10 protein-coding genes are annotated in these 15,090 nt (G+C 72.6%); 7 read left to right on the top strand and 3 right to left on the bottom strand.

The annotated features are described in order from the left end of the window. The first annotated feature begins 166 nt into the window (after positions 1-166). Entirely contained in the window at positions 167-1,864 is a 1,698-nt protein-coding gene (locus O3597_RS06095) for a hypothetical protein (protein ID WP_281603476.1), read from the top strand. A gap of 46 nt (positions 1,865-1,910) precedes the next feature. On the opposite strand, the gene coaE is transcribed toward O3597_RS06095, so the two are convergent. Together coaE and rpsA are read right to left on the bottom strand one after the other, a co-directional pair. Further along, positions 1,911-3,092 (bottom strand): dephospho-CoA kinase, encoded by a 1,182-nt coding sequence (gene coaE, locus O3597_RS06090; protein ID WP_281603475.1) that lies wholly within the window; start codon positions 3,090-3,092, stop codon positions 1,911-1,913. Positions 3,093-3,332: 240 nt separating this feature from the next. Continuing rightward, positions 3,333-4,826 carry a 30S ribosomal protein S1 gene (gene rpsA / locus O3597_RS06085; protein ID WP_099844791.1) on the bottom strand — a complete coding sequence of 498 codons (1,494 nt, stop codon included), beginning with the start codon at positions 4,824-4,826 and terminating at the stop codon, positions 3,333-3,335. Positions 4,827-5,143: 317 nt separating this feature from the next. Here rpsA and O3597_RS06080 point away from each other — a divergent pair, with 317 nt between their 5' ends. The 5 genes from O3597_RS06080 to O3597_RS06060 all read left to right on the top strand — a co-directional run bounded on the left by O3597_RS06080 (position 5,144) and on the right by O3597_RS06060 (position 8,752). Beyond that, a complete protein-coding gene (locus O3597_RS06080) occupies positions 5,144-5,950 on the top strand; it encodes a class I SAM-dependent methyltransferase (protein ID WP_281603474.1) in 807 nt (268 codons plus the stop codon). Between the two features lie 211 nt (positions 5,951-6,161). Continuing rightward, positions 6,162-6,713: a Uma2 family endonuclease gene (locus tag O3597_RS06075; RefSeq protein WP_281603473.1), complete on the top strand. Its 552-nt coding sequence runs from the start codon at positions 6,162-6,164 to the stop codon at positions 6,711-6,713. A 91-nt stretch (positions 6,714-6,804) separates the two neighbouring features. Further along, positions 6,805-8,016, top strand: a complete 1,212-nt coding sequence (locus O3597_RS06070) for an esterase-like activity of phytase family protein (RefSeq protein ID WP_281603472.1) — start codon at positions 6,805-6,807, stop codon at positions 8,014-8,016. A 93-nt stretch (positions 8,017-8,109) separates the two neighbouring features. Beyond that, positions 8,110-8,328, top strand: a complete 219-nt coding sequence (locus tag O3597_RS06065) for a DUF2945 domain-containing protein (RefSeq protein ID WP_164448318.1) — start codon at positions 8,110-8,112, stop codon at positions 8,326-8,328. Next, positions 8,315-8,752, top strand: coding sequence for a DUF3140 domain-containing protein (locus tag O3597_RS06060; protein WP_281603471.1), 438 nt, complete (start codon positions 8,315-8,317; stop codon positions 8,750-8,752). The genes O3597_RS06065 and O3597_RS06060 overlap by 14 nt, the downstream gene beginning before the upstream one ends. 362 nt (positions 8,753-9,114) lie before the next feature. On the opposite strand, the gene polA is transcribed toward O3597_RS06060, so the two are convergent. Then, the gene (gene polA, locus O3597_RS06055; RefSeq protein WP_281603470.1) at positions 9,115-11,814 is read right to left on the bottom strand and encodes a DNA polymerase I; all 2,700 of its coding nucleotides are present in this window, start codon (positions 11,812-11,814) and stop codon (positions 9,115-9,117) included. A gap of 474 nt (positions 11,815-12,288) precedes the next feature. Here polA and O3597_RS06050 point away from each other — a divergent pair, with 474 nt between their 5' ends. Then, a complete protein-coding gene (locus O3597_RS06050) occupies positions 12,289-15,054 on the top strand; it encodes a BTAD domain-containing putative transcriptional regulator (RefSeq protein WP_281603469.1) in 2,766 nt (921 codons plus the stop codon). Positions 15,055-15,090 lie beyond the last annotated feature (36 nt).

Genomic DNA, 15,090 nt, shown 5'->3' with positions numbered 1-15,090 from the left:
CGGGCCGGTGGCGGGCCGCACAGGCCACGCCACCCCCGGCACCGAGGGTCGCAGCACCCGGCATGCCTGGCGTGCGCACCGGACGTGGTCGCGCGGAGCGCGCTGACCGGCCGCCGCGGGCGCCCCTGCTCGTCACCCCCGCGTGGTCCGCACCGTTCATCCTCCCGTGGAGAGCAGCTCACAACCGCCGTCCGACAGCCGTCGCCGCGTACCCGACGAGCCGCGCACCGATCCGACCCGGGCCGGCGCCCCGGCCGGCGGCGGCAGCCCGGGCGGCGGTGGACATGCCGGACCGACCGGTCACGCCCGTGCGCACCCCCGCCGGCACCGCGCGGGCAACCGCCACCGGGCCGGTCTCGCACCGCCCGCGGTCCTCAACCTGGCCGGCACCGCGTCGGCGCAGCCACGGCCGGGCGTCCGCCGGGCCGTGGTCTCCGGCGGCCTGCTCGACCTGGCCGCCGGGAACCGGGCCGAGGAGGAAGATCTGGCCGGCACGGCCGCCACGGCCGACGACCCACGACGGGTACCCAACCGCCGACGCCGCTTCACCCTCGCCGGGCTGGCGCTCACCGCGGTGCTCTCCGGCGTGACGCTGGTGGCCACGCTCGTCAACTGGGCGCCGGACGGCCCGCCGCCACGGGACCTGACCCCGGCCGAACGGGAACGCCTGGCGGCCATGCGGGTGGCCAACTACCGCGAGTTGCGGGCCGGGTTGCACGTCACCGCCGGCGCCGGCGCCACCCGCACCGACCTGCTCGGCTGGGTCGACTGGGCCCGGGGGCTGGCCTACCTCGACGTGGGGGGCCCGGGCGCGGGCGCGTCGCGCGGTCTTGCCCAGGCCACCCCCACCGTGCTGGTGATCAGACCCGACCCGACGGCCGTACCGACGCCGGCCATGCCGCCCCTGGTGCCACCGGCCGACGGTTGGCGGCTGCCCGCCGACCCGGATCTCGCACCGCTGCTCGGGCTGATCTTCGCGCTCGCCGCCGACCGGCCCGATCCGGCGGACCGGTGGGCCGGTCGCTGGGTGGGCCGGGAGCACCTCAACGGTGAGCCGGTCGACGTACTGGAGGTCGCCACCCCGAACCCGGTCGTACCGGCGAGCCGCACCCCCGCTGCCGCCACGCCGGACACCGCCGCCCCCACCCGCTACTGGCTGGACCGGGCCGGCCGCCTGCACCGCGTACTCACCGACGTGACCGGGATCGGACCGGTCACGGTGGCCCTGAACCGGGCCGACCGTCCGACGCTTCGACCCGTCGAGGCGCTCGGCGGTCGCCCGGGCCTGCCCCGCGCCCTGACCCCCGCGGAACGAGACCGCTGGCGCCGGATGCCGTCCCGCCTGCGCGCCGTCGGCGGGGCGACGGCCACCCTGACCATGCCCGTCTCGGCCGCCACCAACCTGCGCGGCAGCGGCTGGCTGAGCTGGACGTCGGACAGCGCGTACCTCGCGGTGACCGACCTCGACACGGACGAACGACGCACCCTGGTCCGTCACCACCGCCGCCAGGTCACCCGCATCGACGGCGGCGGGTCGGCACGTCCGCCACTGCCGCCACCGGCCACCGGCTGGCGGACGGGACCGCATCGCACGCAGGCCGTCGACCCGCTGGTGGCCGCCGCGCTGCGGGCCGCTCAGCACCCCGACGCGGGGGGCGGGACGGTCCGGGTACGCGGCGACAGCCTCGCCGGCACCAGCGTCGACGTGGTGCAGGTCGACACCGGCCGCGGACCGCTGCGCTACTGGGTCGACCGGTCCGGGACGCTGCGCCGGCTGGAACTGTCGACCCGCTCCGGCGCCTGGGCGCAGCTCGACCTGACCCCGGGACGGGTACCACGGCTGACGCCGCCGCGGAAACGCTGACCCGACCGCCGGGTGCGCACCCACGTCGCCGCGGCGAACCCGCCCCTCAGGGGCGCCAACCGGTGCGTGCGGCCCACTCCTCCGCCCGGAGGTGTTCCTCGTCGAACCACGGGTCCTTCGCCGTGGCGTACGCGCCGCTGTCCGGCGCGGACGCCGCCAGCTCCCGCTTGAGCACCAGGTACGCGGCCCGTCGGTCGGGGTCGGCGCGCAGGTGGTCGCGCATCAGCAGGGCGTACCGCCAGCCCGGCGAGCCGGTCACCCGCAGGTGCAGATGCACCGGTCGGGCCGGGTCGGCGTTGCCGTGCAGCCGCTTCGCCCACCGGTCGCCACCGGCTGGTCGGGGGCTGTCCCACCAGTCGCCCGGCAACCGGGGGAAACCGGCGTCGGCCAGCCGCTCGGCCAACACACCGTCGGCGTCGGCGAGGGACGGCACGCTGAGCTGGATGTCGATGACATCCTTGGCGGCCAACCCGGTCATCGCGGTCGAGCCGATGTGGTCGATCCGCAGGTCGGCGGGGGCGATCGCGTGCCGGATCCGGTCCGCCAGCCGGGCGTACTGCTGGGGCCAACTCGGGTTCGGCTCGACAAGCGTCACCCGGCCCGCCCGCACCGCCCGCCGGTGACGCACGTTGTCCTCGAAGGGCACCAGCCGGTCACGCCAGAGCGCGTCGACCGCCGCGTGCAGGTCGTCGAGGGTGCCCTCGTTGGTCAGCAACACGTCCGCCACCGCCGCGCGGCGGGCGTCGTCGGCCTGGGCGGCGATCCGGCGCTGCGCCTCCGCCCGGCTCATCCCCCGATCACGGGCCAGCCGCGCCAACCGGATGTGCACCCCCGCCTGCACCACGACCACCAGGTGGTACGTGGGCGCCAACCCCACCTCGGCCAGCAACGGGACATCGTTGACCACCACGGCGTCCGCCGGGGCGGCGGCGGTCAGCTCGACGGTACGGGCCCGGACCCGACCGTGGACGATCGCCTCCAGCCGGCGCCGGGCCGACTCGTCGGCGAACACCAACTCACCCAGGGCAGCCCGGTCCAGGGCCCCGTCGGCGTCCAGCACCCGGTCGGAGAAGGCGGCGACGACCTCGGCGAGACCCTCGGTGCCGGGCGCGACCACCTCCCGGGCGAGCTGATCGGCGTCGATGAGTATCGCACCCCGCTCGACCAGCCGTCCGGCCACCGCGCTCTTGCCCGAACCGATCCCACCGGTCAACCCCACCCTCAGCACGGCACCCAGTCAACCCGATCACCCCACCCCCGCCAACCCCGCCCCACCCACCCTGCGTTGATCATGAGGTTGACGGCAATTGTTGATCTTCAAAGTGCCGTCAACCTCATGATCAACGGGGACGAGGAGGGCCCCGCTCCGACCCGGAGTACCGGGGTCGGGGCGGGGCCCTCTGTGGTCAGCCGACAGCTTCGGGTCTCGGCGGGGCGTCAGACGCGCCGAACCGAAGGTGTCATCGGGTCACTTGCCGCCGGCGAGCTTCTCCCGCAGTGCGGCGAGCGCCTCGTCGGTGGCCAGCGTGCCCGCCGGCTCCTCGGCCTGCCGGCTCGGCGCCGCGCTGGTCGAGGTGGTGGTGCCGCCGGCCGCGGGGGCCGGCTGCGGGTTCGCGGCGGCCTCGGCCTCGGCGGCCCGGGACGTCTGCACCTGCTTCTGGTGCGCCTCCCAGCGCTGCCGCGCCTCGGCGTACTGGTTCTCCCAGGTCTCGCGCTGCTTGTCGTACCCCTCGAGCCACTCGCCCGTCTCCGGGTCGAAGCCCTCCGGGTAGATGTAGTTGCCCTCGGTGTCGTAGGTCGCGGCCATGCCGTAGAGGGTCGGGTCGAAGTGCTCCTCGCCCTCGACAAAGCCCTCGTTGGCCTGCTTGAGCGACAGCGAGATCCGGCGACGCTCCAGGTCGATGTCGATGACCTTGACCATGACCTCGGAGCCGACCTGGACGACCTGCTCGGGGATCTCCACGTGACGCTCGGCCAGCTCGGAGATGTGCACCAGGCCCTCGATGCCGTCGTCCACCCGGACGAAGGCACCGAACGGCACCAGCTTGGTGACCTTACCCGGCACGATCTGCTGGATGGCGTGGGTGCGGGCGAACTGACGCCACGGGTCCTCCTGGGTCGCCTTCAGCGACAGCGAGACCCGCTCACGGTCCAGGTCGACGTCCAGGACCTCGACCTCGACCTCCTGGCCCACCTCGACGACCTCGGACGGGTGGTCGATGTGCTTCCAGGACAGCTCGGAGACGTGCACCAGGCCGTCCACGCCGCCCAGGTCGACGAAGGCGCCGAAGTTGACGATCGAGGAGACGACGCCCTTGCGGACCTGCCCCTTCTGGAGCTTGTTGAGGAACTCGGTGCGCACCTCGGACTGCGTCTGCTCCAGCCAGGCCCGGCGGGACAGCACCACGTTGTTGCGGTTCTTGTCCAGCTCGATGATCTTGGCTTCGAGCTCGCGGCCGACGTACGGCTGCAGGTCACGCACCCGCCGCATCTCGACCAGGGAGGCCGGCAGGAAGCCACGCAGCCCGATGTCGAGGATGAGGCCACCCTTGACCACCTCGATGACGGAACCGCGGACGACGCCGTCCTCGTCCTTGATCTTCTCGATCGTGCCCCAGGCCCGCTCGTACTGCGCCCGCTTCTTGGAGAGGATCAGCCGACCCTCCTTGTCCTCCTTCTGAAGGACAAGGGCCTCGATGTGGTCACCCACCGAGACGACCTCTGCCGGGTCCACGTCGTGCTTGATCGACAACTCCCGAGAGGGGATGACACCCTCGGTCTTGTAGCCGATGTCGAGCAGGACCTCGTCCCGATCGACCTTGACGACGGTGCCTTCGACAATGTCGCCGTCGTTGAAGTACTTGATGGTCTCGTCGATCGCGGCGAGGAAAGCCTCCTCTGAGCCGAGATCGTCGACGGTGACCTTGGTGGCGCTCGAGGGGGCCTCGATGCTGCTCGTCATGTGGGCGGTTGCTCCGGTCGGATGGTGTGTCACAGCAGGCTGGTGTCGCGGTGACCTGTGCGCGCCAACGGATTTGTCGGCGGGCCCACCTGGAAATCGCTGAACGAGATCTTGATGTGACTCCGTCGACCGCGCACCTGCTCCCTGCCGAGGCACACGATCCGCGAGCGCATCGTCTACCCTACCTGCTGCATTACCACAGCGTGCAAGCCCTCCCGCCTACTCGTCGGCGCACCAGCCGCCAAAGCGGAGATTTCGACCAGACACCCCACCGGCCCGCCGCCCGCCCTCCCAGCGTGAGGGCCTAGCGTGGCCTGGTGAACGACGACGACCGGGTGACCCGCCGCCGGGTGGGTGACGCCGAGGCCCGCACCGCCAACCGACGCTGGTGGGACGCCGACGCCGACGCGTACCAGGCAGAACACGGCGACTTCCTGGGGGACGTGGACTTCGTCTGGTGCCCGGAGGGCCTGCGCGAGGCAGACGCCCGACTGCTCGGTGACGTGTCCGGGCGACGGGTGCTGGAGGTGGGCTGCGGCGCGGCGTCCTGCTCCCGCTGGCTCGCCACCCAGGGCGCCCGGCCGGTCGCGGTGGACCTCTCCGCCGGCATGTTGCGGCACGCGGCCCAGGCCAACACCCGCAGCGGGGTACGCGTACCGCTGGCGCAGGCCGACGCGCTCGCGTTGCCCTTCGCCGACCAGAGCTTCGACATCGCCTGCACGGCGTTCGGCGCGGTCCCGTTCGTCGAGGACTCGGCGGCGCTGATGGGCCAGGTGCACCGGGTGCTGCGTCCCGGCGGCCGGTGGGTCTTCTCGGTCACCCACCCGATGCGGTGGATCTTCCTGGACGATCCCGGGGAGGGCGGGTTGACCGCGGTGCACTCGTACTTCGACACCCGGCCGTACGTAGAGCTGGACGAACACGGCCGGGCCAGCTACGTCGAACAGCACCGCACCCTCGGCGACCGGGTCCGCGAGCTGGTGGGTGCCGGGTTCCGGCTGCTGGACCTGGTGGAACCGCGGTGGCCGGAGGGACACGAGGGGATCTGGGGGCAGTGGAGCCCGCTGCGCGGCCGACTCTTCCCCGGCACCGCCATCTTCGTCACCGAGAAACCGGCCGAGTGAGCCTGCCGGCTGTCCGGTCCGGCGCCGTCGCGGACAGCGAGTGCGACGCCGCCGTCCCGGGGTGGCGTTACGCTCACGTCATGAGCGTGCGCCAGCGAGCGAATCATCGACGCGGTGCCGTGGTGCCTCATGCCGGCCCGCAGCTCGGCGGAGGGCCGGCATGAGCGCCGAGCCCGTCCCGACATCACCTGGCCCCTGGTGTCCGGACCCGATGCGGCAGCAGCGTGCGGACTACACGCTGGAGGACCTGCTCGCTCTGCCGGACGACGCCCCCCGCGTCGAACTCGTCGACGGAGTCATCCACGTGACACCTTCCCCCACCCTGGGCCATCAGGACATCTCATTCCTGCTGACGTCGTGGTTGCGAGCCCACGCGCCGGCACACCTGCGCGCCGCCCAGGCGGTCGGCGTCGGGCTCAGCCACAACACCAGCCGGCAACCGGACGTGCTGCTCTGCCGCGCCGGGCTGCCATCCGACCGGTCCCGGCTGCGGCCGGCGGACGTCGTGCTGGCCGTCGAGGTCGTCTCGCCGGGCACCAGCCGGGTCGACCGGTTCGCCAAGCCGGGCGAGTACGCCGCCGCCGGCATCCCCTTCTACTGGCGCATCGAGCAGAACCCGGTGCACGTGTACGCGTACCGCCTCGGCGACCGGATCGGGCCGGGCGGGGAGCGACAGTACGAACTCGTCGCCGACAGCGCCGAGCTGATCGAGCTGACCGAACCGTTCGAGATCAAACTTCCGGTCCGCGACCTCACCGGATAGCCGACCGCCGGACAAACCGGTCACCGGACGCCCGACGATGGCCATCGCCAGGTTTCCCCCAGTTCACCCGCGCTCCCTAACGTCCGGGCGCATGAGACAGATCACCGCCACCCGCCTGGGGCGGGCACTCGCCGGTGCCGGCGTCCTCACCCTCGCCCTCACCCTGGGCGGCACCGCGTCCTTCGCCGGTGCGCCGACGACCGCCAGGCCGACACTCACGGGTTTCGCGTCGCTGCCGGCCGCCACCTTCGTACCCGGCAGCGAGCCCTCCGGCAGCCTCGTCACCGGCAACACCAACGGCTACCCCACACCCTTCGCCGACCAGCCGATCCAGGGCTTCTCCGGTATCGCCGACAACGGCGACGGCACCTTCGACGTGCTGTCCGACAACGGCTACGGCAACCAGTCGAACTCGGCGGACTTCCTGCTGCGCATCCAGCGACTCGCCCCGGTGTTCGCCACCGGCGACGTCGACGTGGTCGGCGGGATCAACCTCACCGACCCCGACGGGCACGTACCGTGGCAGTTGACCCGCACCGACCGGGTGCTCACCGGCGCCGACTTCGACATCGAGTCGATCGTCAAGGCGGCCGACGGCAGCTACTGGATCGGCGACGAGTTCGGACCGTACCTGCTGCACTTCGACCGGGCCGGCCGACTGCTGCGGGCGCCGATCCCGCTCGACGGTGTGGTCGCCCCGGAAACCGCCGCGCGCACCGGCGTCCCCGCCACCCTCGCCAGCAGCCGGGGCTTCGAGGGCCTGGCCGCCTCCCCCGACGGCCGCCATCTCTACGCGCTGCTGGAGGGCACCGTCGCCGGTGACGCTCCCGGCCAGTTGCGGCTCAACGAGTTCGACAGGCGCACCGGCCGCTACACCGGCAAGCGTCTCACCTACCGACTCGAAGCGCCGAACCTCGCGATCGGCGACGCGATCGCGATCGACCGGCACCGCTTCCTGATCATCGAGCGGGACGGCGGTCAGGGCCCCACCGCAGTGGTCAAGCGGCTCTACGTCGCCGACGCCCGCGACCGGGACCGGGACGGCCTGCTGGACAAGACCCTGCTCGTCGATCTGATGAACGTCGCCAACCCGAAGCGGCTGGGTGGCTTCGACACCACCTTCACGTTCCCCTTCCAGACCATCGAGAACGTGGTGATCCTGGACAAGCGGCGGGTGGCGGTGCTCAACGACAACAACTTCCCGTTCTCGACCGGTCGTACCGCCGGGGTGGCCGAGGACAACGAGTGGATCGTCATCACGCTGCCCCGCTCGCTCGACCCGGACCGACGCGTCCTGAGGTGACCGGCGCCGCCGCCCTACCCGTCCGCCGGCCTTCGGCACGGCCGGGGCAGGGCGGCGGCGTTTTCCCCGAAGGTGCCCGGGTACCCGGGCGGCATGGCCGACGAGGAGTTCCGCACCGGCGACCACGTCTCCTGGGCCAGCCACAGCGGCCGGGCCCACGGTGTGGTCAAGGAGAAGCTGACCGAACGCACCCACGTACGCGGGCACGCCGTGAACGCGACACCGGAGCAGCCGCAGTACCGCATCCGCAACGACGACTCGGGCCGGGATGTGGCCCACCGCCCGGAGGTGTTGCGCCGTGAGCAGTCGTGACGACCCCGACCAGACCTACCGGGAGTTCACCGAGGCGGTGAACATGAAGCCCGGCGAGCTGTCCACGTGGCTGGACACCGACGAGTCCAAGCATGTCGGCTGGCGGCGGAAGGGCAGCGGCGGCGGCGGCGGCGAGACGGTCGGCCACGAGTCCGGCCGAAAGATCATCGACCTGTTGCGCCGCAAGCGTGGCCAACTGACCGAGGCCGACTACAAGCACATGCGCAAGGTCGTCGGGTACGTGCGGCGGCACATGGCCCAGCGGCCCAGCGGCGACGTGCGCGACACCCGGTGGCGGTACTCGCTGATGAACTGGGGCCACGACCCGGTCAAGGCACCGCTGCCACCGCCCGGCGGCCCCTCCCGCAAGGCCCTCGACCGCCACGGCACCCCACCCAAGTCCCGCCGCGGCCCCGCCCGCTGAACCCACAACCCGCGCACCCCACCCACCCACCACCACACCAGCACCAGCACCAGCACCAGCACCAGCACCAGCACCAGCACCAGCACCAGCACCAGCACCAGCAGGCGACAACTCCGGCGAAGTCGATGTGTCAGCCGGCCCTGGAAACAGCAACTTCCCCGAAACTGCCTGCCATCAACGCACGGTTCGTCCACATGCCCGTGACCGACCCGCGTTCCGCGACCACGTCAGGGTTTCGGGGCAGCCCGACCCGCGCAGGGATCAAGCCTGACCGCCCGGAGCGGGTCGGGCTGCCCCGAAACCCCTTCCACGGGTACCCCGAAGCCCCTCCAGGGCGGCCCCGAAACCCCTCCGAGACCGGCTCAGTGGTCGGCGCTGTTCCAGTCGCGGCCGTCACCCACCGACACCTCCAGCGGCACCGACAGCGGGTACGCCCCACCCATCTCACGTCGGACCAGTTCCTCGAGCGCCGCCCGTTCGCCGGGTGCCACCTCGAAGACCAGCTCGTCGTGCACCTGCAGCAGCATCCGGGAGCGCAGCCCGGCGTCGCGCAGGGCGGTGTCGACGTGCAGCATGGCGACCTTGATGATGTCCGCCGCGGAACCCTGGATGGGGGCGTTGAGCGCCATCCGCTCGGCCATCTCCCGCCGCTGCCGGTTGTCGCTGACCAGGTCGGGCAGGTAACGCCGGCGGCCGAGAATGGTGGAGGTGTAGCCGTCCTGGCGGGCCCGGGCGACCACCTCCTGGAGGTAGTCCCGCACGCCGCCGAACCCGGCGAAGTAGTTCTCCATCAACCCGCGCGCCTCCTCGGCGCTGATGCCGAGCTGCTGGGACAGACCGAAGGCGCTGAGCCCGTACGCCAGGCCGTAGTTCATCGCCTTGATCTTGCGCCGCTGGTCCGGGGTGACCTCCGCCAGCGGCACCGTGAAGACCGACGAGGCCGTCGCGGCGTGGAAGTCGGCGCCGGAGTTGAACGCCTGGATCAACGCGTCGTCGGCCGACAGGTGCGCCATGATCCGCATTTCGATCTGGCTGTAGTCGGCGGTCAGCAGGCACTCGAAGCCCTCACCAACCACGAAGGCGCGGCGGATCCGGCGCCCCTCCTCGGTACGGATGGGGATGTTCTGCAGGTTGGGCTCGGTGGAGGAGAGCCGTCCGGTGGCGGCCACCGTCTGGTTGAACGTGGTGTGGATGCGCCCGTCGTCGGAGACCGACTTGAGCAGCCCGTCCACCGTCGACTTGAGTTTGGCCACGTCGCGGTGCCGCAGCAGGTGGGCCAGCACCGGATGCGGGTTCTGCGCGTAGAGCCACTGCAACGCGTCGGCGTCGGTGGTGTAACCCGTCTTGATCCGCTTGGTCTTGGGCAGATTCAGCTCACCGAAGAGGATCTCCTGCAACTGCTTGGGCGAGCCGAGGTTGAACTCCCGCCCCACCGCCTCGTACGCGCCCTGCGCGGCCGCCTTCACCTCGGCGGCGAAGTGCGCCTCCAACTCCGTCAGGTAGTCGGTGTCCGCGGCGATGCCGGTGCGCTCCAACTGCGCCAGCACCCGCATCAGCGGCAGCTCCACCCCGGCCATCAGCCGGGCCGACTGCTCCCCGTCGCGGGACAGCTCCGCGTCGATCGCGTCGGCCAGGTCGAGGGTGGCGCGGGCGTGCAGCATGAGGTTCTGCTCGGCCGCGCCGTCGCCGCCAAGACCGTCGAGGGTCAGCTGGCCGGACTCCGGTGCGTCGACCCGCAGCTCCCGATGCAGGTAGCGCAGTGCCAGGTCGGTCAGGTCGTAGGAGCGCTGGTCGGGGCGGGCAAGGTACGCGGCGATCTGGGTGTCGCGGGCGATGCCGGCCAGCGCCCAGCCGTGCGCGGCGAAGGCGAGCACGGCCGGTTTGCTGTCGTGCAGCACCTTGGGCCGGGTCTCGTCGGCCAGCCACGCCGCCAGCGCCGCCTCGTCGGCGGCTTCCAGCTGAGCCGGGTCGAACCAGGCCGCCGCGCCGTCGGCGGTGGCCAGCGCCATCCCGGTGACGGTGGCGGTGTGCCGGCGGTTCGGCCCGGTGTCGAGCTTGACCGCGACGCCGACCCCGGTGCCGGCCGATGCGTGCGTCGCCAGCCAGCCCACCAGCGCCCCGGGCTCGGCCAGCACCTCACCGACCAGGTCGAAGCCCGACTCCGCCTCCGGCTCGACCGCCTCCAGGTACTGGTAGAGACGGTCGCGCAGGATGCGGAACTGAAGCGTGTCGAAGACCTGGTGCACCGCCTCCCGGTCCCATCCCTGCCAGCGGGCGTCCTCGGGGCGCACCGGTAGCTCCAGGTCGGCGACAAGCTGGTTGATCTCGTAGTTGCGAATCACGTCGGCGAGCCGTTCCCGGAGACTGTCCCCCGCCTTGCCCTTGATCTCGTCGGCCCGGGCGATGACGCCCTCCACCCCGCCGTAGGTGTTGATCCACTTCGCCGCGGTCTTCGGGCCGACGCCGGGAATGCCGGGCAGGTTGTCGCTGGTCTCGCCGACCAGGGCGGCCAGGTCACGGTAACGGCCGGGGGTCACGCCGTACTTCGTCTCGACCGCCGCCGGGTCCATCCGCGCCAGGTCGGAGACGCCCTTGCGCGGGTAGAGCACGGTGATCTGCTCGTCGACCAACTGGAACGCGTCCCGGTCACCGGTGCAGATCAGCACCGGCATGCCCTGGTCACGGGCCTGGCAGGCCAGGGTGGCGATGACGTCGTCGGCCTCGTAGCCCTCCTTCTCCACCACCGGCACCCGCAGCGCCGCCAGGACCTCCTTCACCAGGCTGACCTGGCCCTTGAAGTCGGTCGGGGTCTCACTGCGGCCCGCCTTGTACTCCGCGTACTTCTCGGTGCGGAAGGACCGGCGGGACACGTCGAAGGCGACGACGATGTGGGTCGGTTGCTCGTCCCGCAACACATTGATCAACATCGAGGTGAAGCCGTAGACCGCGTTTGTCGGCTGCCCGGTCGTGGTGGAGAAGTTCTCCACCGGCAGGGCGAAGAACGCCCGGTAGGCCAGGGAGTGTCCGTCGACGAGGAGCAGGCGCGGGGTCGTAGCTGTCACGGCTGCGACTCTAGTCCGTACCGCCGACAACAACCGCCCCGACGTGGCCGGCCGGCAGCCGGTGGCCTCCCGGCGAAACCGCAGCTCGCAGCCGAGCGGGAAGGGAACGGGAAGGTCCAGCGGTAATGCTGGCGGGCGGACGTGCGGCGACTTCGGTGACGGGACGCAGACCGACGGCAACGGCCGGCGGTGTCGCGACCCGCCCACCGGCCGATGTCCTCCCAGGCGAGGCGCCGTCACGACCGCACGCACGGCGAAGGACCATTCGGGGGCGGGCGGGCCGACAGGTCCGCCTGCAGCGTCCTTCGCCGACCACTCGGCGCGGGGCCGGCCCGGCGAAGGCCGGCCCCGCCGGTGCCGGACGCCTCGCCGGCACCGGTGGCGGTCCGCCATGTTCCGGTGCCCCGGTAGCAGCCTTCCCGTCTGGTCCTAAACTCGCGGCGAGTCCCGTTCGCCGCGCCGCAGAGGACGTCCGTGGAGCTACACCTGCTCGGTCCCGTCGAGATCCGGCACCACGAGCGGCCCGTCGCCGTCGGTCGCCGGCTGCACCGTCTCCTGCTCGGGATACTCGCGCTACGCGCCAACACACTGGTGTCGACAAGTGAGCTCGTCGACCTGCTGTGGTCCGCCCGCGCACCGCGCACCGCCCGCGCCATGGTGCACTCGCGGGTGTCCGAGCTGCGCACCGCCCTGACCGCCGCCGGCATCGGCGACGAGCAGCTGACCATCCTGACCGACGGCAGCGGCTACCGGATGCTGCTCGATCCCACCACCGTCGACGTGCACCGGTTCCGGCTGTTGGTGGCCCGCGGCGGCGTTGCTGACGGGGCGCTCGACTGGCCGCAGCGGCGAGACCTGCTGCGCGAAGCCCTCGCCCTGTGGCGGGGGCCGGCCTTCGGTGGATGGCTGCCCCGCCAACCGCCACCACCCGAGGTCGAGTCGCTCGAGGATGCCCGGTTGACCGCCCTGGAGCAGCTCTTCGAGGCCGAGCTGAACACGGACGCCGACGCCGGTGTGCTCGTCGAACGGCTGGGCCCGCTCGCCGCGCAGCACCCCAGCCGGGAACGCTTCACCCTGTCGCTCATGCGCGCCCTCGCCGCCAGCCACCGCCCCGGCGACGCGCTGCGGGCCTACGAGCAGCACCGGCGCTGGCTCGCCGCCGAACTGGGCGCCGACCCGAGCGACGAACTGCGGCACCTGCACCTCACCCTGCTCCGCGTCGTCGAACCGGACGGATCGCCGCCCGCCACCGCCATGTCCGCCCCGACGCTCCCGCCGGGACCGGCCGAACTGCCCGCGGAACCGGGCGGCTTCGTCGGGCGGCGGGCCGAGCTGACGCACCTCGACGCCGCCGTGCGCACCGGCAGCCGGATCGTCGCGCTCGTCGGTCCCGCCGGGGTCGGCAAGACGGCGCTCGCCCTGCGGTTCGCCCACGCCCGGCTGCACCAGCGGCCCGCCGCCCACCTGTACGCCGACCTGCGCGGCACCGCCGAGCCGGTCGCCCCCGCCACGGTGCTGGAGCGGTTCCTGCGGGCCCTCGGCGTGCCCGGGGACGCCATTCCCGCCGACCTCGACGAGCGGGCCGCCCGCTACCGCTCCGAGCTGGCCGGCCAGCCGGTGCTGATCCTGCTGGACAACGCCGACTCCTCGCACCAGGTCCGGCCGTTGCTGCCGGGCGCCGGTAGCAGTCTCGTGCTGATCACCAGTCGGCGTCGCCTCGACGGCCTGGTCGCCACCCACGGCGCCACCCAGGTCGTCCTCGCCCCGCTCACCGAATCCGACGCACAGCACCTCCTCCGGCAGGGGCTCGCTGCCTCGGCGGCGGACGAGTCGGCGGAGCTGCGCCGGATCGCCGAACTGTGCGACCGGCTGCCGCTGGCGCTCCGGATCGCCGCCGCGCGGCTGGGCGAGTTCGGCGGCGGAACGGCGCTGGCCGGGAGGCTCGCCGCCGAGGGCGACCGGATCGGCCTGCTGACGGCGGAGGACGTCTCGGTACGAGCGGCCCTCCAGGTCTCCCTCACCGCGCTGGACGGTCCGAGCCGCACCATGTTCCACCTGCTCGGCGTGCACCCGGGGCAGCGTCCCGGCACCGACGCGTGCGCGGCGCTGGCCGGGCTGCCACCGCCCGTGACCCGGGACCTGCTCGACCGGTTGGCCGCCGTTCACCTGGTGCGCTCCGTCGACGGCCGCCATCAGATGCACGACCTGGTCCGGCTGTTCGCCGCCGAACAGGCTGCCGCCGACCCGGTCGCGGCGACGGCGGCACTGGAGCGGACGCTCACCTTCTACCGGGACACCGCCGCCGCGGCCGACCGCGTGCTGCGTCCGGCGGAACGGCCCAACTTCGACACCGCCGGGTCCCCGGTACGCTTCGCCGACCTGCCGGCCGCGCTGGCCTGGCTGGACGCGGAGGCCGACAACCTGGTGGCGGCCGTCGAGCGGGCCGAGGCGGACCATCCGCAACTCGCTTGGCAGATCGCCGCAGCGATGTACGGCTGGCTGTTCCGCCGTCACCAACGCGACCGCTGGATCGACCTGTACACACGTGGTGTCCGAGCCGCGCGGCAGGTCGGCGACGCCCGGGGCGAGGCCATGCTCAGCGGCCGGTTGGCGATCCCGCTCAGCCTGCTCGGCCGGCACGACGAGGCGGCCGGTCACTGCGCCCGGGCGTACGAGCTGCGGGTCGCCGAGGGCGACCAGCTCGGCGCGGCGACGGCGCTGCTGAACCTCGCGGCGATCGAGAACAACGCCGGGCGTCCCGCCGAGGCGATCCGGCGGCTCACCCAGGCCGATGAGCGCAGCCGCGCCCTGCCCGACGCCGGTCATCTGCGTGCCCTGGTCGCCAGTAACCTGGGCGAGGCCCACCAGCTCGCCGGGCGGCTCGACCACGCGGTGGAGCACTACCGGACGGCGTTGGCGCTCGCCGAGACGCACTGCGGCGCCCGGGACATGGCGGAGATCCTGGTCGGGCTGGCACGGACCCACCGCCGCGCCGGGCAGCCGCTGGAGACCCTACGGCTGGGACAACGCGCCGTCGAGCAGGCCCGGCTGGCCGGGGACGTGCTGATCGAGGCAGAGGCACGCGAGGAACTGGGGCACGCCCACCTGGCCCGCCGCGAGCGCGCTCGGGCACTCACGGAGCTGAGCACCGCGCTGGAGACGTACCGGGAGAAGGGACACCGCGGCACCGCCGAGCTGACCAGCCGGCTGGCGGAGCTGACCCGGTCGGCGCCCGACTGAAACGGGCCGGAACAGCACGGGGCCGGCCGGTGGTCA

The sequence above is a fragment of the Verrucosispora sp. WMMA2044 genome, assembly GCF_027497155.1.
Classification (GTDB): domain Bacteria; phylum Actinomycetota; class Actinomycetes; order Mycobacteriales; family Micromonosporaceae; genus Micromonospora; species Micromonospora palythoicola.
Note: the sequence above shows the minus strand (reverse complement) of the source record. Positions and strands in the feature narration are given on the sequence as shown.